This is a genomic window from Massilia jejuensis (genome assembly GCF_042656795.1).
In the GTDB taxonomy this organism is placed as follows: Bacteria; Pseudomonadota; Gammaproteobacteria; order Burkholderiales; family Burkholderiaceae_D; genus Telluria; species Telluria jejuensis.
On sequence record NZ_JBHSMS010000013.1, the window covers coordinates 190,917 to 212,672 of the forward strand.

The window sequence follows — 21,756 nt, forward strand, 5'->3', positions numbered from 1 at the left end:
GGGCTGCGCGCTGTCGGGCGCGTGCCTGGTCTTCATCGATGCGCTCCCCGCATCACAAGATTTTGCCGGGGTTCATGATGCCGAGCGGGTCGAGGGCGCCCTTGATGGCGCGCATCATGTTCAGTTCGACGGGGTCCTTGTAGCGTTTGAGCTCCTCGCGCTTGAGCGCGCCGATGCCGTGTTCGGCCGAGATCGAGCCGCCGAAGGCGGCCACGCTGTCGTGCACGATGCGGTTGATCGCATCCTGGTTGGCCAGGAATGCGTCGTGCGAGACCCCGGCCATGGGCGCCACGTTGTAGTGCAGGTTGCCGTCGCCCAGGTGGCCGAAGCAGACCACCTGGCAGCCGGGGAAGGCGCTGGCCAGCCGGGCATCGGTGGCGGCGATGAAGGCGCCGATCTGCGAAATGGGCAGCGAGACGTCGTGCTTGATGTTCTTGCCGGCGCTGGCCTGGGCCAGCGGGATGTGCTCGCGCAGCTGCCACAGGGCGCTCGACTGGCCCAGCGAGGTCGCCACCACGGCGTCGTCGGCCAGGCCACCCTCGAGCGCCGCTTCGATCGCGCCTTCGAGCAGGCTCACCGCATGCGCTTCCGATTCGCTGCTCGACACTTCCAGCAGCGCATACTGCGCATGGCTGCGCGCGAAGGGGCAGGGCAGGTGCGGGAAATGCTCGGCCACCAGGCGCAGGCAGAAGTCGGACATCAGTTCGTAGGCCGTCAGGCTCGAGGCGCACCGGTCCTGCATGAGCGAGAGCAGCGAGAGCGCGCGTTCCGGCGAATCCATGGCCACGAGCGCCGTGGTCGAGGCCTTCGGCTGCGGGTAGAGTTTGAGCACGGCGGCCGTGATCACGCCGAGCGTGCCCTCGGCGCCGACGAACAGGTCGCGCAGGGCGTAGCCGGTGTTGTCCTTGCGCAGGCCACGCAAACCGTCCCACACGTCGCCGCCGGGTGTGACCACTTGCAGGCCCAGGCACAGGTCGCGCGTGTTCCCGTAGCGCAGGACGGCGGTGCCGCCGGCATTCGTCGACAGGTTGCCGCCGATGGTGCAGCTGCCTTCGGCCGCCAGCGAGAGCGGGAACAGCAGGCCGGCGCCGGCGGCCGCGTCCTGGATCTGCTGCAGGATGGCGCCGGCCTGGACGGTGATCGTGCGGTTGGTCGTGTCCAGTTCGAGGATGCGGTCCATGCGCCGCAGCGACAGCACCACGGCCGCGCCGCTGGCATCGGGCACGCTGCCCAGCACCAGCCCGGTGCGCCCGCCCTGGGGCACGATCGGCACCCGGCTGGCGGCGCAGGCGGCGACCAGTTGCGCCACTTCCCCGGTGCTGCCGGGCAGCAGCACGGCGCGGGCGCGGCCGGTGAAGCGGCCGCGCCAGTCGGTGAGGTAGGGCGCCATGTCGGCCTGCGCCGCCAGCACCCAGGGCGCGCCGACGATCTCGCGGCAGCGCCCGAGGAAATCCTCAGTCATGCGGCACTTTTACCTTGTCGAGCAATTCCTTTGCCATCCGCTGCGCGGCCTTCTTGTAGGGACGCAGGTAGAGCAGGGCGCAGGCGAAATACACGCAGACCAGCGCCACTTCACCCAGCGCCATCATGCGCGACAGTTCGCGCGTGTCGCTCCAGGCGCGCACCACGCCTTCGGCGAAGTACACCAGGATCACCATCGACGACCACTGCAGCGTGTACAGGTCGCGCTTGATCACGCCGCGCAGGGGCAGCATCAGCGGCAGGGCTTTCAGGGCCAGCAGCCAGGCACCCGCCTGCAGCGGGGCGACCCAGGCTTCCCAGGCCACGAGCCAGCCGATCAGCAGGATCAGGCTGGCGATCGCTCCGGCATGAAAGATTTTTTGGGTTTGCATCAGCGTGGTCCGTGCAAAGGGTATTGCAACTTTGCGGCGGCTTCGGCCAGGCGGCGTCCGAGCGCCACGGCCAGGCGCTTTTCGTCCTCGGTGACCTGCTTGTCGCCGTCGATGCCGGCCCAGTGGGTGGCGCCGTAGGGGCTGCCGCCGCTGGTCGTGGTCATCAGTTCGGGTTGGGTATAGGGCAGGCCCATGACGAGCATGCCGTGGTGCAGCAAGGGAATCATCATCGACAGCAGCGTCGCTTCCTGGCCGCCGTGCAGGCTGCCGGTGGAGGCGAACACGACCGCCGGTTTGCCGGACAGGGTGCCGGCCAGCCATTCGGCGGCTGTTCCGTCGAGGAAGTATTTCATTGCCGATGCCATGTTGCCGAAGCGCGTAGGCGAACCCATCGCCAGTCCCGCGCACTCGGCCAGGTCGGACAGTTCGACATAGGGCGCGCCGTCCTGGGGGATGGCGGGCGCCGTCGCTTCGGCCACCGTCGAGACCGCCGGTACCGTGCGCATGCGGGCCTCCATGCCAGGGACGCTTTCGACGCCCTGGGCGATCAGCTCGGCCAGCTTGCGGGTGGCGCCATGGCGCGAGTAGTACAACACGAGAATAGTCAGGGAGGTCGGGTTCATCGTTGGTATTATAGAATGCTTTGCTCGAGCCATTGCCACCTTGGGCGAATCTGAAACGAGATCATGCTTTCCAAAACAGTTCATGCGCTTTCGCGCTCCACGAACGAGATCTTCGGCGACGGCGTCGAGCGCGTGCGCGGCCTGAGCCTGCCTGAAGTGCGCGACCTGGTGCGCTTCGCGCGGCGTCGCCTGCGCGAGGAAATGCTGCCCCAGGTAGCAGGCAGCCTCACCTTTACCACGACGCTGGCACTGGTGCCGCTGCTGACGATCGTGCTAGCGATTTTTACCACGTTTCCGATTTTCGGTCAGCTCCGCACGGCCCTGGAGACGTATTTCGCGCAGGCCCTGATGCCCAAGGCGATCTCGAACACGATCATCGCCAACCTGACCCAGTTTGCCGACAAGGCCAAGGGTCTCTCGGCGCTGGGCGCGGTGGCGCTGCTGTTCACGACGACCGCGATGATGGGCATGATCGAGCGCGTATTCAACCAGATCTGGCGCGTGCGTCAGCCGCGCCCCCTGATGCAGCGCATGCTGACCTACTGGGCCCTGATCACGCTCGGCCCCTTGCTGTTCGGCCTGTCGATCTCGCTGACGGCGCAGCTGTTCACGGCCACCGGCGGCATGACCCGGGCGGTCCCGCTGCTGGGCACCGTCCTGTCGAGCATCGCCTCGATCGCGCTCACCACCGGCGCCTATACGCTGCTGTACGTGGCCGTGCCGAACCGCCACGTCGACTGGCGCGACGCCCTCTGGGGCGCGCTGGCCGCCGCGATCGCCTTCGAGCTGGCCAAGCGCCTGTTCGCCTTGTTCATCCGCCAGTTCCCGACCTACGCCATCATCTATGGTGCGCTGGCGGCGCTGCCGCTGTTCCTGCTGTGGATGTACCTGTCCTGGCTGATCACGCTGCTCGGCGCGGTGGTCGCGGCCGCGCTGCCGGTCGTGAAGTACGAGCGCTGGTGGCACGTGCCGGCGCCGGGCGGCGCGTTCGTCGACGCGATGGCGGTGCTCAAGGTCCTGCACGGCGGCGCGCACGCGACCGGTTCGGCGCTGGTGAGCGCGAGCGCGATCCGGCTCCACACCCGGATCGGCTACGACGAAATCAGCCTGCTGCTCGAGCAGATGGTGGCGGCCGGCTGGGTCGGGCGGGTGCAGGCCGAGCCACCCTCGCCGGCGCGCTGGCGCGGCGCGGCGCGCGCCGGATCGGACAGCTGGGTCCTGCTGGCCGATCCGGACAAGCTGCGCGTGGCCGACGTGTACCGCCTGTTCGTCTTCGGCGGCGCGCGCGCCGCACTGGCGCCGAATGCGCAGCAGGTGGCAGGATCGCACCTGTCGCTCGACGCCGCCGGCCTGGCGCGGCAGGTCGAGACGGCCGTGGCGCAGGGACTGGACCAGCCGCTCAGCGGCTATTTCATGGAACGCTAGCGCGATGCGACGGCCCGGCCGCCGGGCGGTCGCGTCAAGGTCCGGGCGTGGTCTCGAGCGAGAGCGCGAACGCGTCCAGCGCGTCGAGCACGGCGTCGGGCTGCTCGCTCATGAGCGCATGGCCGGCGTCGACCTGCACCACCTTGCCGTGTGCGATCGCGCCGGTCAGCGTCCGGGTCGAGCGCGCCGGCGTCATCATGTCCTTGCTGCCGAAAATGAAGAGCACCGGGCAGCGCACCGCTTGCGCGGCCGCCTCGCCGTTGGCGTAGGCGTTGCAGGCCGAGAAATCGTTGTAGAACAGCCGGTCGGGGTTGATGGCCGACATGCGCTGCATCAGGCGCCGCGCGCCGCCCATTACCGAAAAGCCCGGGCCCGGGCTCGCGGGCTTGGGGGCGATGGTCGAATGCGACCAGATGTTGACCATGTCGATCGCCGCGCCCTCGTCGTCGCGCGCGCTGGCAAGCAGGGCGTCCGACACCTTCATCGGATAGGTGGTGCCGAGCATGGCCAGCGCGCGCACCTTCTGCGGCGCGCGCCGTGCGGCTTCCAGTGCGACGAGCGACCCCATGCTGTGGCCCACCAGCAGCGCCTTGCGCACGCCGGCCGCGTCGAGCACGGCCAGCAGCCAGTCGGCCATCTGTTCGACCGTGCCCAGCGCGGGACCGCCGCTGCGGCCGTGGCCCGGCAGGTCGACCGCCAGCACGCCGTAGCCATGGTGCGCGAACCAGCGCGACTGCAAGCCCCACACCGAATGGTCGTTCTGGGCGCCGTGGATGAAGACGACGGCCGGCAGCGCCGCATCGAAGGGCTTGCCGCCGGTGTAGCAATAAGCTGGTTCGCCCTGGATGTCGAGGGTCAGGCCTGTACCCATTCTCATGCTCCCTTCTGCGACGCCTTGAGCGCGCGCGCCAAATCTTCGATCAGGTCGTCCGCGTCTTCCAGGCCGACCGAAAGGCGCATCGTGCCCGCGGTGATGCCGGACGCCGCGAGCTGCTCGGGCGGCACCCGGAAGTGGGTGGTCGACGCCGGGTGGATGACGAGCGACTTGGCGTCGCCGACATTGGCCAGGTGCGAGAACACTTTCAGGGCATCGACGAAACGCCGGCCGGCGGCGCGGTCGCCCTTCAGGTTGAAGGTCAGCACGGCGCCGCAGCCGCGCGGCAGCAGCGTTTTCGCCAGCGCGTGGTCCGGGTGGGTGTCGAGCTCGGGATAGGACACCGAGGCCACTGCCGGGTTCGACAGCAGGAAGTCGATCACGCGCCGCGTGTTGGCGACGTGGCGGTCCATGCGCAGGCCGAGCGTTTCGATCCCCTGCAGGATGGCGAAGGCATTGTGCGGACTCATCACGGCGCCGAAGTCGCGCAGGCCTTCGCGCCGCGCGCGCAGGGCGAAGGCGCCGACGGTCGACTCTTCGGCGAACACCATCCCGTGGAAGCCTTCGTACGGCTCGCACAGTTCTTCGAAGCGGCCGCTGCGCGCATGCGCCCGGTGCCAGTCGAAGGTGCCGCCGTCGACCAGCAGTCCGCCGATGGCCGTGCCGTGCCCGCACAGGAATTTGGTGGCCGAATGGAAGACCAGGTCGGCGCCCAGGTCGAAGGGACGCAGCAGGTAGGGCGTGGTGAAGGTGGCGTCCACCATCAGGGGCAGGTCGTGCTCGTGGGCCAGGGCGCCGATGCGCGGGATGTCGAGCACGTCCAGGCCCGGATTGCCCAGGGTTTCGCCGAACAGGACCTTGGTCCCGGGCCGGATCGCGGCGCGCCAGGCGTCGGGATCGCGCGGGTCGACGAAGGTGGTGTCGATGCCGAAGCGCTTCAGCGTGTAGGCCAGCAGGTTGTGCGAGCCGCCGTAGAGCGCGCGCGATGCGACGATGTGCGAGCCGGCGCCGGCGATCGTCGACAGGCCCAGGAACATCGCGGCCTGGCCGCTGGCCGTGGCGATGCCGGCCACGCCGCCCTCGAGCGCGGCGATGCGCTCTTCGAGCACCGCATTGGTCGGGTTCGAAATGCGCGAGTACACGTGGCCGCTGCGTTCCATGTTGAACAGTGAGGCGGCGTGGTCGGAATCGCGGAAAGCAAAGGAGGACGTGAAGTGGATGGGCGTGGCGCGCGCGCCGGTGGCCGGGTCGGGCGCCGCGCCCGCGTGCAATGCCAGGGTGTCGAAGCCCGGATAGTGTGGACCGCTCATGAGTGTCTCCGCTTTCGCTGGTCAGGGAATAATTATGGGCGGCATCGTAGCATTCTTTCATGGCCTTGCAAGCCGAGAACGGCTTTCCGCCCTGCGTAACTGGATTTTCTGCTAGGCTTAGGCTACATTCGTGTTATGTCTTAGACAAAGAAATAGATTAGTGAATATTCCAACAGAAGCCGGGGTGGCTAATATGAAAGTTTCAGAAATCCTGCAAGTGAAGGGTCATATCCTCTACACGGTGACTCCCGAAACACGGCTCGCCGACGCCGTCGAAACGATGTCGGAAAAAGACATCGGGTCCCTGGTGGTCATGGAATATGGCGATCTCGTCGGGATGCTGACTTTCCGCGAAGTGATCAAGGTGCTCCATGCCAACGGCGGCTCGCTCGGCGCCGGTACCGTGCGCAAGCACATGGACGACAGTCCGATCACCGTCACGCCCGACACCGAGGTCAACGAAGTGCGGCGCATGATGCTCGAAAAGCATGCCCGCTACCTGCCGGTGATGGATGCCAGGACGCTGCAAGGCGTGATTTCGTTCTACGACGTTGCGCGCGCGGTGCTCGAGGCGCAGAGTTTCGAGAACCGGATGCTCAAGGCCTACATCCGGGATTGGCCGGCCGAGCAGGCGACCGAGGACTGAGTCCGTTGGACGGGCAGGCGCGTCGCCGCCGCCCCCGGCCGCCCTTGCGTCACGCGGCCTGATCGCGCCGCCGCGCTCCCAGCCACTCCAGCAAGCCTTCCGGTGTCAAGGGCCGCGAGAACAGGTAGCCCTGCGCCAGCGGACAGCCCAGCGCGTGCAGGATTTGCGCCTGGCACTCGTCCTCGACCCCTTCGGCGATCACCGACAGGCCCAGGTTGCGCCCGAGCTGGATCACCATCTCGGCGATGCTGCTGCCGCGCGCCGAACCCGTGATTTCGGTGACGAAGGCGCGGTCGATCTTCAGGCGGTCGACCTGCAGGCGCTGCAGGTGCGACAGCGACGAGAATCCGGTGCCGAAATCGTCGATCGCGATCGACACGCCCGTGCGCTTGATCGAGGCCAGCATCTCGACCAGCTGCTGCGGCTCTTCCATCGCCATCGATTCCGTGATTTCCAGCTCGATGTATTCGGGCGGCGCGCCGGTATCGAGCAGCGCGCGGCGCAGCACGTCGATGAACTGCGGATGGCGCAACTGGGCTTGCGAGACGTTGACCGACATCGTGAAGTCGCCATGGCCGGCGCCGCGCAGGCGCACCAGTTCGGCGCAGGCTTCGCGCAGCACCCAGGCGCCGATCTCGACGATCAGGCCCGAATACTCGGCGATCGGAATGAAGCGGTCGGGTGGAGTCATGGTGCCGTCTTCCAGGCGCCAGCGCAGCAGCGCCTCGGCACCGAAGGGGCGGTGCGTGGCCAGGTCGACTTGCGGCTGGTAAGCGAGGAACAGCTCGCCGCGCTGGAAGCCGCCGCGCAGCGCGTGCATCAGGCGCACCCGTTCGCGGATCTCGACGCCCATGCTGCGCGAAAAATAGAAGTGGCCGCCGCGCTGCTGGGTTTTGGCGCGTTTCAGGGCGATGTCGGCGTCCTTCAGGGCGTCGGTGCCGCTGCCGTCGTGCTCGCTCAAGCGCACCAGGCCGAGCGTGGCCGAGACCTGTACGTCCTGGCCGTCGATCGAGAAGGCCGGCGCGAACAGCGCCTGGATCGCGGCCGGCGTATTGAGCTGGCTCATGCCGAGCACGGCGAAAATGTCGCCGCCGATGCGCGCCACCGTCAGGCGCGGGTCGAGCTGGCGCTGCAGGCGCTGGGCGACGGTGACGAGCAGCTGGTCGCCGAACTGGTGGCCGAGCGCGTCGTTGGTTTCGGCAAAATGGTCGAGGTCGACCAGGGCCAGCGTGACGTCCGCGGTCACCTGCACCAGGCTGTCGAGATCCTCGACCAGCTGGGTGCGGTTCGGGAGACCGGTGAGCTGGTCGAAGAAGGCGGCCCGGTTCAGGCGGCCGAGCAGTTCGACATTGTCCAGGCTGACGCCGACGACGCTGGCGAACACGTGCAGCAGGCGCTGGTTGCCCTCGCCGACCGGCTGCGCGAGCGGGATCGCGGCGGCGAAATCGCGGCCCGATTTGCCAGGAAAATAGAGCGCCAGGCAAGTCGGCCCGAAGGCGGCGCGGCGATCGGCCAGGGCGTCGCCGGCGGCGCCGGCCAGTTGCGCATCGTGCTGCGGTTCCAGCAATTGCCCTTCGAGGTGCAGCGCGCCGCCCGCGGCGCCGAGCACGCGCAGGCCGAGCGGGTCGCGCGCGCACAGCACGCCGCCGGCGTGCTGGCCGAGCAGGGCGCAGGCCTGGCGCAGTACCGAGCGCGCCACGTCGCGCGCGCCATGCAGGCGCATCAGTTCGGTGCCGGCATGGACGATGCGCTCCAGGCCGGCGCGCCCGATGCCGAGCGCGTGCAGCTGCTGGTAGGCGCGCACGGCGGCGGCGACCGTCGTGTAGAGCTTGGTACGGGTGAGTTCCGACTTGGTGCGGTAGTCGTTGATGTCGAGGTCGCGGATCGCTTCCATCTCGGGCGTGTAACCCGGCTGCCCGGTGCGCAGGATGATACGCACGTCGAGCATGCCGAGCGTTTCGCGGATGTAGCGCACCAGGTGCAGGCCGGCGTCGGGCTGTTCCATGACGACATCGAGCAGGATCACGGCGATGCCGGGCTCCCTCGCCAGCAGGGCGCGCGCCGCGTGCGCCGAATGGGCATGCAGGAATTCGAGCGGACGATCCTGGACTTCCAGCCCGGCCAGCGCGAAGGTGGTCGTGGAATGGACGTCGGCATCGTCGTCCACGATCAGGATGGGCCAGCCGGAGCGGCTTGCGCGCGCTTGCAGCGCTGCTTCACCCAGGAAGACCAGGTCGTCGTTCACGTCGGGCGCGAGGCCGGGCTGGACCGATCCGGGCGTAAGCGATGCGTGCATTATTGTTGCGTCTCCATGATCGGGCTCTGCATTTCATACCGACCGAGTATAGCGGACATTGCTGGACGCACAGATGGATTCTTGGTTTCAAAGGAAAGTCTATTGCTACTAGGAAACGAATGATCGTTCTTGAGAGGAATAGCCAGGCGCCGGCCGCGGATCGCGCGGGCTGGTAGAATGGCCTTTTCGCATTCTCGACGTCCACGCATATGTCTGGTAATTCCTTCGGCAAGCTATTCTCAGTTACCACCTTCGGCGAATCGCACGGTCCCGCGATCGGCTGCGTCATCGACGGCTGCCCGCCGGGCATGGCCCTGTCGGAAGCCGACATCCAGTTCGAGCTCGACCGGCGTAAGCCGGGCACCTCGCGCCACGTGACGCAGCGCCAGGAAAGCGACCGGGTGCAGATCCTGTCGGGCGTCTACGAAGGCGTCACGACCGGCACGCCGATCGCGCTGCTGATCCCGAACGAGGACCAGCGCAGCAAGGACTACGGCAACATCGCCGAGACCTTCCGCCCGGGCCACGCCGACTACACTTACTGGCACAAGTACGGCGTGCGCGATCCGCGCGGCGGCGGCCGCTCGTCGGCGCGCCTGACCGCGCCCGTAGTCGGCGCCGGCGCCGTGGCCAGGAAATGGCTGAAGGAGCGCTACGGCATCGGCTTCATGGGCTGCATGCGCCAGCTGGGCGAGATCGCCATTCCGTTCCAGGGCTGGGAGCACGTGGCGAACAACCCGTTCTTCGCGGCCACCGCCGACGCGGCGCTGCTGGCGCGGCTGGAAACCTACATGGATGAGCTGCGCCGCGCGGGCGACTCGATCGGCGCCCGCATCGACGTCGTCGCCACCGGCGTGCCGGTCGGTTTCGGCCAGCCGATCTACGACAAGCTCGACGCCGACATCGCCTACGCGATGATGGGGATTAACGCGGTCAAGGGCGTCGAGATCGGCGCCGGCTTCGGCGCGGTGACCCAGAAAGGCTCCGAGCATGGCGATGAGCTGACGCCCGGCGGCTTTGTCGGCAACCAGTCAGGCGGCGTGCTGGGCGGGATCTCGACGGGGCAGGACATCACGGTGTCGCTGGCGATCAAGCCGACGTCCTCGATCCGCGTGCCGCGCCGTTCGATCGACAAGGCGGGCCAGCCGGCGATGGTGGAGACCTTTGGCCGCCATGACCCTTGCGTGGGCATCCGCGCGACGCCGATCGCCGAAGCGATGCTGGCCCTGGTGCTGATCGATCACGCCCTGATGGGGCGGGCCCAGTGCGGCGACGTGCGCGTCGACACGCCGCGGATCTGATTCACGGTTTGGCGGCCGCCGCCGGCTCGGCCTGGGCGCGCCGCTCGAGCGCGCCGACGACCAGCGCGCGCACGTCGTTGAGCAGCGAGAATTCGGCCTGGCTGAGGTGCACCGACGGGAAGCTGTCGTCCCAGTCGCCGTAGATGAAGCCGACCGGCTGGCCGTTCATGCACATCGGGATGACGACGAAGCAGCGCGCCTGCGACAGCGTGCCGCACCACCAGCCGGGCAGCTTGGCGGCGAAGTTCGGATCGCGCGCGTTCTCGATGAAGATCACACGGTCGCTGGCGAGGGCCGCATGGAAGACGTCGGCCTCGTAGGCGTCGCCGAAGGCGAGGTTCGGCATCATGGCCCTGGCGCCTTCGCCAAAGCCCATGCGCGCCAGGTACTTGCCCTCGCGCCGGTTGCGCAGGAAGGCGAAAGCGCGCGTAAACGACAGTCCCTGGTAGACCGTTTCCAGCGCCATCGACATCATCTGCCCCGGATTGACGGCCACGCCGGCGTCGCGCATGTCGGCCACGCCGCTCATCAGGATCCGGTTGCCGGCCTCGCGCTGGCGCGCGCGCAGTGCCCACTGCCCCTCGGCCTGCGCCTGCTTCTCCTGCGGCCTGGCCAGCGGCGCGATCGTCAGGTCGGCCGCGGCGGTCGCCTTGGCGGTATCGATCGCCGCCATCATCAGGTCCGGCGCCACGCCCAGCATCGGCGCGAACGCCTGCGCCAGCGCGGCCACCTCGAGGGCGCCGGCTTCATCGTCGTTCCACAGCGAGTTCGCGCAGCGGGTCGACATCGTGCCGAGCGCGGCCAGCCAGTCGTCGTGCTCGAAGCCGTCCTGGCGTTCGCCCGGCTCCAGCGTGCGCATGCCCGCCACCAGGTTGCGCGGCAGGCCCCAATGCTCGGCGGTGGCGCGGCCCAGCGCCTCGAGCGATAGTCCCAGCACCTGCTGGGCGGCGGCGCCCTCGGCCCCGGCGCCGGCCTGGGCCTGCATCCGGCTCCAGCGCTCGGGCATGTAGAAGGTCACCATCATCCGGCCCAGCGAATGCAGGATCGAGCAGACCACGGCTTCCTCCGGGTCGCGCGCGGCGGCGCGCGCGGCCACCTGCTGCGCCACCATCCCGGCCAGCACCGCCTTCTCCATCTCGACGTGGGCATGCGCCGAATCGGGCGTGTTCTTCGACAGTTCCTCGATCAGTTTCAGGCCCAGCGCGAGATGGCCGATTGCCTCGGTGCCGAGCACCAGTACCGCCTTCGACACCGTGTTGATGCGCTGCCCGAAGGCCGAATACATGCCGCTGTTGGCCAGGCGCAGCACCTTCTGGGTCAGGACCGGGTCCGACAGGACCGTTTGCGTCATCGAGAATTCGTGCTCGTCCTCGCCGCGCATCGAGGCCAGGATGGCGTTGATGGCGCGCGTGAAGCCGGGCATGTCGCCCTGGCGGCGGATGCGTTCCCACAACAGTGAGAGCGTGGCGTCGGGCGTGGCCGCCGGGACGCGTTCGGTCGAGGAGGGGGTCATGATGTACTTGCCCGAAGATCTGGCGGCAGCAAGGCCGTGTAGTGGTTGTCGTGCAGGGCTGCCAGGGCCACGTGCGCCGGCATCGGTTTGCCGGTCAGGTAGCCCTGGACATAGCGGCAGTCGCGCGTCGAGAGCCAGCCCAGTTGCTCCTCGGTCTCGACGCCTTCGGCCACCACCACCAGGTCGAGGTGGCGCGCCATGTCCATCACGGCGCTGCAGATGGCCGTTTCCTTGGGCGCGCCCGGCAGGTCTTTCACGAAGGCGCGGTCGATCTTCAGCACCGAGATCGGGAAGCGCTTCAGGTAAGCCAGCGACGAGTAGCCCGTGCCGAAATCGTCGATCGCGATGCGCGCCCGGCGCTCGGCCATCCTGGTGAGGATGGCCTCGGCATGCTGCGGGTCGACCATCAGCGTGCCTTCGGTGATCTCCAGCACCAGCTTGTTGCCCGGCATGCCGGACAGCGCCAGCGCCTCGTCCAGCACGCCGAGGAATTTATCGTTGCGGAACTGGCGCGGGCTGATGTTCACCGAGATGTAGAGCTCGCGCCCGGCCGCCTGCTCGAACTGCAGCAGCTGCACGCAGGCCGCCTTCAGGGCCCAGGCGCCGAGCATGTTGATCAGGCCGTTCGTTTCCGCGATCGGGATGAAGCGCACCGGCGGCACCATGCCCAGGGTCGGGTGCTTCCAGCGCATCAGCGTCTCGAAGCCTTCGATCAGGCGCGTCCTGGCGTCGACGATCGGCTGGTAGTAGAGCAGGAATTCGCCTTCGCGCACGGCCGTGAACATGGCCGCCTCGAGCGAGATGTCGTGCTGCGGCAGGCCATGCTCGCGCACGCTGTAGACGATCGCGCGGCCCTTGCCGGTTTCCTTGGCGCGTATCAGGGCCGCGTCCGCCAGCGCCAGCAGGCCATGGTCGTCCTCGGCATGCTGCGGGTAGAGCGCGACGCCGACCGAGGCGCCGAGGTAGATCGTGTGGCCATCGCGCTCGAACGGCGCCTGCAGGGCGGCCAGCAGGCGCCCGGTGACGAGCTTGATCTGCGCTTCGCTGGCGGTGCCGGGCAGGATGACGACGAATTCGTCGCCGCCCACGCGCGCCAGCGTATCGCTGTCGCGCATCGTCTTGCGCAGGCGCGCGGCGGCCTGGCACAGCACGGCGTCGCCGACCGCGCGGCCGAGCGCGTCGTTGACCTTCTTGAAGCCGTCGATGCCGATCGCGGCCACGGCAAAGCCCTGGCCCGAGCGGCGCGCATTGGCGATCACCATGCGGATCCGGTCCGACAACAGCAGGCGGTTCGGCAATTCGGTCAGGGCGTCGTGGGTCGCCATGTGGCGCAGGCGCTCTTCGGTGGCCTGCTGCGCGCTCATGTCGCGGCCGACCACCAGCAGGGTGTCGCCGTCTTCGAGGACGGCGATGCGCAGCTCGAAGGGAAGCTCGTGCGCGGCGCAGCGCAGGCGCGCGCGCGCCAGCACCGGTTCGGCGGTGGCGATGGCTTCGGCGACGGCGGTGCGCAGGGCGGCGCCGTCGGCGTCCGGCACCAGGGAAAACAGGGAAGCGCCTTCGAGCGGCAGAGGCGACTCCAGCAGGCGTTGCGCACGGCGGCTGGCGGCGCGGATCGCGCCGCCCGGCGCGATCCGGAAGACGCAATCGCCGGCCGCTTCCATCAGACCCTCTGGACCAGGCGCGGGCGCGGGACGCGGCTGTTCGAACGGCACGGCGGCTGAAGTAGAGCGCATCGTTGAAATAGTTGCCTTATGTGCGGGTACCTGGACCAGGCGAAGCCATGGGAGTTTAACAAACCACGGGGCACTTTATCACTGAAAAATGCCAAGAGGCACTAAAAAAACTGGCTCGCCAGTCTTTCCGCACGGCCCTTTGCGCTAGCGCAGGGCCTTGTCCGACGGGGCGATTTGCGCTAGCGTATTAAAGGATCGCTAACATGCGCCGTCAACCCGGAGGGTCATTGTGGCGCAAAAGTTGCATTACCGAAAGCACGGACCGCCGTTCCGATGCTTTATTGCAACATTGCAGCCCTGCAAGTGTCCAGCCAGCGAGGAGCCGCCATGGACCAGTTCGATACACACGAGGTCTTCAACCAGGCGCCGCCTTTCGGCGACGTCAACCTGCTGCGCTGCGATCCGGCGCTGGGGGAAGCCGTGGCGCGCGAGGGTGCGGCCTGGGCCCTCGGGCGGCTCGACGCGCTCGGCGCCCGCCTGGGCCGCTTCGAGGTACTCGACCTGGCGCGCCTGGCGAACGGCAACGTCCCGCGCCTGGTCAGCTTCGACCGCGCCGGACGGCGCGTCGACGACATCGAATTCCACCCGGCCTGGCACGCGCTGATGGGGATGATGATCGGCGCCGGCGCCCACTGCGCGCCGTGGCTGGACCCGCGTCCCGGCGCCCAGGTCGCGCGCGCCGCTGCCTACCTGCTGTTCGGGCAGGTCGAAAACGGCGCCCAGTGTCCGGTGACGATGACCTATGCATCGGTGCCGGCCTTGCGCCGCGCGGGCCGGCTCGGCGAGCGCTGGCTGCCGAAGATCCTTTCGAACGAATACGATCCGCGCTCGCTGCCGGTTGAACGGAAACATGGCGCCCTGATCGGCATGGGCATGACGGAAAAGCAGGGCGGCACCGATGTGCGCGCCAACACGACGCGCGCCACCGAGATCCCGCCGTCGGAGGCACGCGAGCGTTTCGGCGAGGAGGGCGAGGGAGCCTGGCGCATCGTCGGCCACAAATGGTTCTTCTCGGCCCCGCAGTCCGACGCGCACCTGATCCTGGCCCAGGCCGACGCGGGAGGCAGTGCAGGACTGTCCTGCTTTTTCGTGCCGCGCTTCCTGCCCGACGGCAGCCGCAACGCCATCCGCGTGCAGCGTCTGAAGGACAAGCTCGGCAACCGCTCGAACGCCTCGTCCGAGGTCGAATTCGCCGGCGCGCTCGGCTGGCTGGTCGGCGCCGTCGGACGCGGAATTCCAACCATTCTCGAGATGGGCAGCCTCACCCGGCTCGACTGCGTGGTCGGCACCGCCGGCATCATGCGAGCCGCCCTGTGCCATGCGCTGCACCACGCGCGCGGCCGCTTCGCTTTCGGCAAGGCGCTTGCGCAGCAGCCGCTGATGCAGAACGTGCTGGCCGACCTGGCGCTCGAATCCGAGGCCGCGACCGCCTTCGCGTTACGCCTGGCGCGCTGCTTCGACCAGCCCGGCGATCCGCTAGAAGCGGCGCTCGCGCGCATCCTGACCCCGGCCGGCAAGTACTGGCTCTGCAAGCGCGGCCCCGCATTCGGCGCCGAGGCGATGGAAGTCATGGGCGGCAACGGCTATGTCGAGGACGGCCCGCTGGCGCGCCTGTACCGCGAATTTCCGGTCAACTCGATCTGGGAAGGTTCCGGCAACGTGATGTGCCTGGACCTGCTGCGCGCGCTGGGCAAGCATCCGGAAGCGGCGCGCGCGGCGCTGGACGCGGAACTGCGGCCGGCGGCGCACCTCGACGCGCGCTTTGCCGCCTACGTGCGTGCGCTCGAGGGCGACATCGCGCATGCCGTCGAAGCCGGCGCGCGCCGGCTGGCCGAGCGGGTGGTGATCGCGGTCCAGGGCGCGCTGCTGCTGCGCCATGCGCCGCCGTTCGTGGCCCAGGCCTTCGTCGCCTCGCGCATCGCGCAGGATGTGGGGGGCGCCTTCGGGCGGCTGCCGGCCGACACCGATTTCGAGGCGATCCTCGGGCGGGCCCTGGTCGTCTGAGCGCTCGTCCGGAACCAGGCAGGTTGCCGGCCCGTGCCGGCAGCGCGCAGCGCGGCACGCCGCCTTGCACCGCCGTATGAAATTTCTGCGCCGGGAGCGCGACAAAAGCGCGCGCGACTGGGATAATGGCGCGCTTACGCTTCGTTCACAGCACATCCGATACGTCCATCATGAAACAAGACCCGCGCTTTCCCAGCCTTTTCATCCTGAGCCACCCGCTGATCCAGCACAAGCTGTCGCACATGCGCGAGCACGACACCTCGACGCGCACCTTCCGCGAGCTGCTCAAGGAAATCACGCTGCTGATGGGCTATGAGATCACGCGCGACCTGCCGCTGACCACGCGTTCGATCCGGACCCCGCTGGTGACGATCGACGCGCCCGTCATCGCCGGCAAGAAGCTGGCCATCGTGCCCATCCTGCGGGCCGGCATCGGCATGAGCGACGGCCTGCTGGAACTGGTGCCGTCGGCGCGCGTCGGCCACATCGGCGTGTTCCGCGATCCGGTCAGCCACGAGCCGGTCGAATACCTGGTGCGCCTGCCCGACACCTCCGAGCGCACCTTCATCCTCTGCGATCCGATGGTGGCCACCGGCAACTCGGCGGTGCACGCGGTCGATGTGCTGAAAAAGCGCGGCGTGCCGGACGAGCACATCATCTTCCTGGCCCTGGTGGCCGCGCCGGAAGGCGTCCAGGTCTTCCACGACGCCCATCCGAAGGTCAAGCTGTATGTCGCCGCGCTCGACTCGCACCTGAACGAGCACGCCTACATCGTGCCCGGCCTGGGCGATGCGGGCGACCGCATCTTCGGCACCAAGTAAGCCATGGTCCGCTCCGTGGATGCGGACTTCTTTGTCCGCCTGACCGAGGCCAACGAGGGCTTCCGCAACGGCCTGCCGGCGACCCTGCGGCGGCTCGGCCAGGCCGGCGCCGACTTCGATCCCGCCGCGCCGGCGCCCCAGCGCGCGGCCGAGCTGCAGTCGCTGCTGCACACGCTCGCCGGCGCGGCCGTGACGTTCGGCTTTCGCGAGCTGGGGCAGGGTGCGCGCGCCCTAGAGCAGCGCCTGCGGGTGCTGACCGCGTTCGAGATCGTCGGGGAAAACGACTGGCAGGCCTGGCTGTCTCAACTGGACGAATTTGTCCGCAACGGGATGACCAGTCCGGCGCCCCCATACCATAGCGCCGCGTTTTCGCTGTTGCCGTAAGTTAAAAATCCAGCGGCGAGCCGTTTGATACAGCGCAAACTTGAAGCCAGTCGATACCCTATATTGTCCCTACTGCCGATAAAGAACGAAGGCTGCGTGAAGTTGATGTACAGCATTGTCATGCGGCCCGCTTTTTTATTTTACAAAAATCGCATGTAAGCGGTTTTATTCGGTATAATACGGGATCGTTGGGTTCGAGCTAGTAGTGCAGTCTGTCTGTCATTTCTTTCTTGCTTCTTCAAACGATCATAAACGGGCGTAAGCCCACTTAACTGAAATAGGAAATTGTAATGGCAACTGGCATCGTTAAATGGTTCAATGACTCGAAGGGCTTCGGCTTCATCACCCCTGATGAAGGCGGCGAAGATCTGTTCGCGCACTTCTCGGCTATCCAGAGCCAAGGCTTCAAGTCCCTGCAAGAGAACCAGCGCGTCTCGTTCGACGTGACCTCGGGTCCTAAGGGCAAACAAGCATCGAACATCCAGCCGATCTAATCGTCTGAGTTACCGATGAAAAATCCTCGGCTTTGCCGGGGATTTTTTTTCGTCCAACGTTCCGGAAATGTCGCTGCCGAACCGGCCTTGAAGGCGCATCGGCGCGCCGCCCAGGGGCCGTTCAGGGTGCCGGAGCCGGTTTGTTTGCTGGTCGCCAGTAATCAGCATGCGCGTATGCACGCCGTAAAAAGTCGACGAAGACACGGATGCGCAGCGGCAGATGGCGGCGCTGGGCAAACACCGCATGGATATCGTTGCCGGGCGCCGCGTAATCGTCGAGCACCGTCACCAGCTGGCCCGCTTCGATCTGCGCGCCGACTTCCCACATCGAACGCCAGGCCAGTCCTTTCCCGTCCAGCGCCCAGTCGTGCAAGACCTCACCGTCATTGCACACCAGATTGCCGGCCACCTTCAGCGTGACCGTCTTGTGATGGTTGCGAAAGGTCCAGCCGCGCTGGCTGCCTTCGCTGCTGATCGCCAGGCAGTTATGGCGTGCCAGGTCGTCCAGCGTGCGCGGCGTGCCGTGGCGCTTCAGGTAGGCCGGGCTGGCCACCACCACGCGCGCATTGTCGGCCAGCTTCACGCCGACCAGGTTCGAATCGGCCAGGCTGGCGATCCGGATCGCCACGTCGACGCCTTCGCCGACCACGTCGACGACCCGGTCGTTCAGGTTCAGGTTGACCGTCAGGTCGCGGTGTTCGGCCAGGAAGGAGGGCAGCAGGGGCGCGACGTGCTGGCGCCCGAAGCCGGCCGGCGCCGACACCAGCAGATGGCCCCGTGCATGCGCGCTGCGCTCGGACACGGCCGTTTCCGCCTCGTCCATGTCGGCCAGGATGCGCTGGCAATCCTCCAGGAAGGCCGCGCCTTCGTCGGTCAGGGCCAGCCGGCGTGTGGTGCGCTGCAGCAGCTTGACGCCGAGCCGGCTTTCCAGCGCATCGAGGCGGCGCCCGATCATGGCCGGCGCGATGCCCTCGGCGCGCGCGGCCGCCGACAAGCTACCGCGCGCGGCGACTTCGACGAAGGTGGCCATCTCCCTGAACTTGCCCATGCCGCTCCGATCTGTGACAAATACGCACGAATGAAGTGCGTAAATGTATCGTTTAAGTACTTTGTGTTGAATATACTTGATGATAAGACAAACGCCAAGCTGGCTTATACTTGACGTTCGCACGCACGATCATCTACTTCCAAGAAGGAGCACCACATGACCATCGCCACTCCACAAGGCCTGGAAATTTCGGGCGACATCAAGCCCGGTTTCGACGCCATCCTCACGCCCGAGGCACTCGAGCTGGTTGCGATGCTGACTCGCAAGTTCGAGCCGCGGCGCCAGGAATTGCTGGCCGCGCGCGTCGAACGCGCCAAGCGCCTGGACGCCGGCGAGCGCCCCGATTTCCTACCTGAAACGAAGCACATCCGCGACGGCGACTGGAAGATCGCGCCGATTCCGCCGGCGCTCGAATGCCGCCGCGTCGAGATCACCGGTCCCGTCGAGCGCAAGATGGTCATCAACGCCCTGAACTCGGGTGCCGACAGCTACATGACCGACTTCGAGGACTCCAATGCGCCGAGCTGGGACAACCAGATCACCGGCCAGATCAACATGCGCGACGCGGTGCGCCGCACGATCTCGCTCGAGCAGAACGGCAAGAGCTACAAACTGAACGACAAGGTTGCGACGCTGGTCGTGCGTCCGCGCGGCTGGCACCTGGACGAGAAGCACGTGCTGGTCGACGGCAAGCGCATTTCCGGCGGCATCTTCGATTTCGCCCTGTTCATGTTCCACAATGCCAAGGAACAAATCGCACGCGGCGCAGGTCCTTATTTCTATCTGCCGAAGATGGAATCGCACCTCGAGGCGCGCCTCTGGAATGACATCTTCATCGCGACGCAGGAAGCGCTGGGCCTGCCGCGCGGCACGGTCAAGGCGACCGTGCTGATCGAAACCATCCTCGCCGCCTTCGAGATGGACGAGATCCTGTACGAACTGCGCGAACACAGCGCCGGCCTGAATGCCGGCCGCTGGGATTACATCTTCTCCTGCATCAAGAAATTCAAGCTCGACAAGAACTTCTGCCTGGCCGACCGTCCGAAGGTGACGATGACCGCCCCCTTCATGCGGGCATACGCCCTGCTGCTGCTGAAGACCTGCCACAAGCGCAATGCGCCGGCGATCGGCGGCATGGCAGCCCTCATTCCGATCAAGAACGATCCGGAGAAGAACGACACCGCGATGGCCGGCGTGCGCACCGACAAGGCGCGCGATGCCACCGATGGCTACGACGGTGGCTGGGTCGCCCATCCGGGCCTGGTCGAACTGGCGATGACGGAATTTACCAAGGTGCTGGGCGACAAGCCGAACCAGATCGACAAGCAGCGTTCGGACGTCGAAGTGACTGCCGAGCAGCTGCTCGACTTCAAGCCGGAAGCGCCGATCACCGAGGCCGGTTTGCGTTACAACATCAACGTCGGCATCCATTACCTGGGCGCCTGGCTGGCGGGCAATGGCTGCGTGCCGATCCATAACCTGATGGAAGACGCGGCCACCGCCGAGATCAGCCGCTCGCAGGTCTGGCAATGGATCCGCTCGCCGAAAGGCGTGCTGGACGACGGCCGCAAGGTCACCGCCGAGATGGTGCGTGCCATGATTCCGGAAGAGCTGGCCAAGGCGAAAGCAGCCGCGCCGAACGGCGACAACCCGAGCTATGCGCGTGCCGCCGTCATCTTCGAGCAAATGTCGACCTCGGAAGAGTTCGCGGAGTTCCTGACGCTGCCGCTGTACGAAGAAATCTGATCGCGGTCTGAAGCAAACCCGACGGCGCCGTCCTCCAGGACGGCGCCGTTGTTTCGTCTAGAAGACGTTTTTCCATTCGCGCAGGGCGGCGAAGGCCTGCACCGGCGCGGCGCCCTCGGGCAGCTTGCCCGCGGCGATGAGCGAGGCGACGATTTCCGGCTCGCGATAGCGCAGGAAGGGATTCGTGCGCCGCTCCAGTCCGATGCTCGACGGCACGGTCGGCAGCCCGGCCGCGCGCTTGGCGCTCTCCTCGCGCATGCGCAGCGTCAATGCCTCGTTGCCCGGTTCGACGGCCTGCGCGAAGCGCAGGTTCGCCAGTGTGTATTCGTGCGCGCAGTACACGTGCGTATCCTCGGGTAGCGCGGCCAGCTTGGCGAGCGAGGCCGCCATCTGCGCCGGGCTGCCTTCGAACAAGCGTCCGCAGCCGCCGGCGAACAGCGTGTCGCCGCAGAACAGCCAGTGCAGCCCGGGCGTGGTGCGCACGTAGGCGATGTGGCCGAGCGTGTGGCCGGGCACGTCGATGACGGCGAACTCCAGGCCGAGTCCCGGCAGGGTAATCCGGTCGCCTTCGGCCAGCGGCCGCGTCACGGCGTCGATGCCGTCGTCGCGCGGGCCGAATACCGGCACCGGATAGTGCGCCAGCAGCGCCGGTACGCCGCCGATATGGTCAGCATGGTGATGGGTGAGTAGAATGGAGGTAAGAGCGAGGTCGTGTTCGCGCAGCGCCGCCAGGATGGGCGCGGCGTCGCCCGGATCGACGACCGCGGCCTGCCTGCCGTCGTGAATCAGCCAAAGGTAATTATCCTTGAACGCGGGCACGGCTAACACACTCAAATCATTACGCGCGGCGCTCTCGCCGCTGGAATCAGGTCTGGTTTGCATAAGAGGTAGTCATGGATAGCGCTGCATCCGAAAAATCCATTATAGCGCTCGACGAATGGCTGCTTTCGCCGGCGGGCGCCTACGTGCGTGCCTTCGAGCAAGCCTGCCTCGACGAGCTCACCGCCGATATCTTCGGGTATAACGCGGTGCAGATCGGCGTGCCGCAGATCGATGCGCTGGCCGCCAACCGCATGCCTAACAAGTGGCAGGCGGCAACACGCACTTCGACCTTCGACGAACTCGAGTTTGCCGCGAACGGCAAGCAGGTCGCCGTCGCCCTCGACTTCGCCGAGCTGCCCTTCGCCTCGCAGAGCCTGGACCTGGTCGTGCTGCCGCACGTGCTCGAGTTCGCGGCGGAGCCGCACCAGGTGCTGCGCGAGGTCGAGCGCGTGCTCATTCCCGAGGGCCAGGTCATCATCTGCGGCTTCAATCCGGCCAGCCTGTGGGGCGTGCGCCAGGGTATCGGCAAGGTCACGCGCAGCGGCTACCTGCCGGCGGCAGGCGAATTCATCTCTATGCCGCGCATGAAAGACTGGTTAAAATTATTGAATCTCGGCGTCACGCGCAGCCACTTCGGCTGTTACGCGCCGCCGTTTCGCACGGCCCAGTGGATCAACCGCTTCGACATGATGGAAGCGGCAGGGCAGAAATGGTGGCCCTACCTGGGCGCCGTCTACATCGTGCACGCGATCAAGCGTGTGAAGGGCATGCACTTGATCGGGCCGGCGTGGAACAAGAAGTCCAGCCGGGCGCCGCAAGCGGTCCCGGCAACCAACAGAGAATAAACAAGGAAAGACCAGGCG

The 21,756-nt window shown here is 67.1% G+C and carries 19 protein-coding genes; 9 read left to right on the top strand and 10 right to left on the bottom strand.

Annotated elements, in window-relative coordinates:
• Window positions 1–52 precede the first annotated feature (52 nt).
• Genes ACFPOU_RS04000 through wrbA form a run of 3 tightly spaced genes read right to left on the bottom strand, consistent with a single transcriptional unit; the run spans window position 53 to window position 2,476 of the window.
• A complete protein-coding gene (locus ACFPOU_RS04000; protein WP_379717441.1) occupies window positions 53–1,462 on the bottom strand; it encodes an FAD-binding oxidoreductase in 1,410 nt (469 codons plus the stop codon).
• On the bottom strand, window positions 1,455–1,853 hold the full coding sequence (locus tag ACFPOU_RS04005; protein WP_379717443.1) for a DUF2069 domain-containing protein: 399 nt from the start codon (window positions 1,851–1,853) through the stop codon (window positions 1,455–1,457). Before ACFPOU_RS04005 ends, ACFPOU_RS04000 begins: the two co-directional genes overlap by 8 nt.
• Window positions 1,853–2,476 carry an NAD(P)H:quinone oxidoreductase gene (gene wrbA, locus ACFPOU_RS04010; RefSeq protein WP_379717445.1) on the bottom strand — a complete coding sequence of 208 codons (624 nt, stop codon included), beginning with the start codon at window positions 2,474–2,476 and terminating at the stop codon, window positions 1,853–1,855. The genes ACFPOU_RS04005 and wrbA overlap by 1 nt, the downstream gene beginning before the upstream one ends.
• 63 nt (window positions 2,477–2,539) lie before the next feature.
• Here wrbA and ACFPOU_RS04015 point away from each other — a divergent pair, with 63 nt between their 5' ends.
• Window positions 2,540–3,901 carry a YihY family inner membrane protein gene (locus tag ACFPOU_RS04015; RefSeq protein WP_379717447.1) on the top strand — a complete coding sequence of 454 codons (1,362 nt, stop codon included), beginning with the start codon at window positions 2,540–2,542 and terminating at the stop codon, window positions 3,899–3,901.
• Window positions 3,902–3,935: 34 nt separating this feature from the next.
• On the opposite strand, the gene ACFPOU_RS04020 is transcribed toward ACFPOU_RS04015, so the two are convergent.
• Window positions 3,936–4,760 carry an alpha/beta fold hydrolase gene (locus ACFPOU_RS04020; protein ID WP_379717561.1) on the bottom strand — a complete coding sequence of 275 codons (825 nt, stop codon included), beginning with the start codon at window positions 4,758–4,760 and terminating at the stop codon, window positions 3,936–3,938.
• A gap of 14 nt (window positions 4,761–4,774) precedes the next feature.
• On the bottom strand, window positions 4,775–6,085 hold the full coding sequence (locus ACFPOU_RS04025) for an O-acetylhomoserine aminocarboxypropyltransferase (RefSeq protein ID WP_379717449.1): 1,311 nt from the start codon (window positions 6,083–6,085) through the stop codon (window positions 4,775–4,777).
• Between the two features lie 193 nt (window positions 6,086–6,278).
• Here ACFPOU_RS04025 and ACFPOU_RS04030 point away from each other — a divergent pair, with 193 nt between their 5' ends.
• Window positions 6,279–6,731, top strand: a complete 453-nt coding sequence (locus ACFPOU_RS04030; protein ID WP_379717451.1) for a CBS domain-containing protein — start codon at window positions 6,279–6,281, stop codon at window positions 6,729–6,731.
• 49 nt (window positions 6,732–6,780) lie between these two features.
• On the opposite strand, the gene ACFPOU_RS04035 is transcribed toward ACFPOU_RS04030, so the two are convergent.
• Window positions 6,781–9,027 (bottom strand): putative bifunctional diguanylate cyclase/phosphodiesterase, encoded by a 2,247-nt coding sequence (locus ACFPOU_RS04035; protein ID WP_379717453.1) that lies wholly within the window; start codon window positions 9,025–9,027, stop codon window positions 6,781–6,783.
• 209 nt (window positions 9,028–9,236) lie between these two features.
• Between ACFPOU_RS04035 and aroC the strand changes: the two genes are divergently transcribed.
• Window positions 9,237–10,328 (top strand): chorismate synthase, encoded by a 1,092-nt coding sequence (aroC, locus tag ACFPOU_RS04040; RefSeq protein ID WP_379717455.1) that lies wholly within the window; start codon window positions 9,237–9,239, stop codon window positions 10,326–10,328.
• A 1-nt stretch (window position 10,329) separates the two neighbouring features.
• Here the strand turns inward: aroC and ACFPOU_RS04045 are convergent, their stop codons facing one another.
• Together ACFPOU_RS04045 and ACFPOU_RS04050 are read right to left on the bottom strand one after the other, a co-directional pair.
• On the bottom strand, window positions 10,330–11,841 hold the full coding sequence (locus ACFPOU_RS04045; protein WP_379717457.1) for an HDOD domain-containing protein: 1,512 nt from the start codon (window positions 11,839–11,841) through the stop codon (window positions 10,330–10,332).
• Entirely contained in the window at window positions 11,838–13,502 is a 1,665-nt protein-coding gene (locus ACFPOU_RS04050; protein WP_379717563.1) for a putative bifunctional diguanylate cyclase/phosphodiesterase, read from the bottom strand. The genes ACFPOU_RS04045 and ACFPOU_RS04050 overlap by 4 nt, the downstream gene beginning before the upstream one ends.
• 399 nt (window positions 13,503–13,901) lie before the next feature.
• Here ACFPOU_RS04050 and ACFPOU_RS04055 point away from each other — a divergent pair, with 399 nt between their 5' ends.
• From ACFPOU_RS04055 to ACFPOU_RS04070, 4 genes are all read left to right on the top strand, one after another.
• A complete protein-coding gene (locus tag ACFPOU_RS04055; RefSeq protein ID WP_379717459.1) occupies window positions 13,902–15,578 on the top strand; it encodes an isovaleryl-CoA dehydrogenase in 1,677 nt (558 codons plus the stop codon).
• Between the two features lie 170 nt (window positions 15,579–15,748).
• A complete protein-coding gene (gene upp, locus ACFPOU_RS04060; RefSeq protein WP_379717461.1) occupies window positions 15,749–16,399 on the top strand; it encodes a uracil phosphoribosyltransferase in 651 nt (216 codons plus the stop codon).
• Between the two features lie 3 nt (window positions 16,400–16,402).
• Window positions 16,403–16,783 (top strand): Hpt domain-containing protein, encoded by a 381-nt coding sequence (locus tag ACFPOU_RS04065; RefSeq protein WP_379717463.1) that lies wholly within the window; start codon window positions 16,403–16,405, stop codon window positions 16,781–16,783.
• A gap of 290 nt (window positions 16,784–17,073) precedes the next feature.
• A complete protein-coding gene (locus ACFPOU_RS04070; protein WP_182988379.1) occupies window positions 17,074–17,277 on the top strand; it encodes a cold-shock protein in 204 nt (67 codons plus the stop codon).
• 121 nt (window positions 17,278–17,398) lie between these two features.
• Here ACFPOU_RS04070 and ACFPOU_RS04075 read toward each other — a convergent pair whose 3' ends face one another.
• Window positions 17,399–18,325, bottom strand: coding sequence for a LysR family transcriptional regulator (locus ACFPOU_RS04075; protein WP_379717465.1), 927 nt, complete (start codon window positions 18,323–18,325; stop codon window positions 17,399–17,401).
• Window positions 18,326–18,481: 156 nt separating this feature from the next.
• On the opposite strand from ACFPOU_RS04075, the gene aceB reads away from it, so the two are divergent.
• On the top strand, window positions 18,482–20,071 hold the full coding sequence (gene aceB / locus ACFPOU_RS04080) for a malate synthase A (protein WP_379717467.1): 1,590 nt from the start codon (window positions 18,482–18,484) through the stop codon (window positions 20,069–20,071).
• 57 nt (window positions 20,072–20,128) lie between these two features.
• On the opposite strand, the gene gloB is transcribed toward aceB, so the two are convergent.
• Window positions 20,129–20,953: a hydroxyacylglutathione hydrolase gene (gloB, locus tag ACFPOU_RS04085; RefSeq protein ID WP_379717469.1), complete on the bottom strand. Its 825-nt coding sequence runs from the start codon at window positions 20,951–20,953 to the stop codon at window positions 20,129–20,131.
• Between the two features lie 11 nt (window positions 20,954–20,964).
• On the opposite strand from gloB, the gene ACFPOU_RS04090 reads away from it, so the two are divergent.
• On the top strand, window positions 20,965–21,738 hold the full coding sequence (locus ACFPOU_RS04090; RefSeq protein ID WP_379717471.1) for a class I SAM-dependent methyltransferase: 774 nt from the start codon (window positions 20,965–20,967) through the stop codon (window positions 21,736–21,738).
• The last annotated feature ends 18 nt before the right edge of the window (window positions 21,739–21,756 follow it).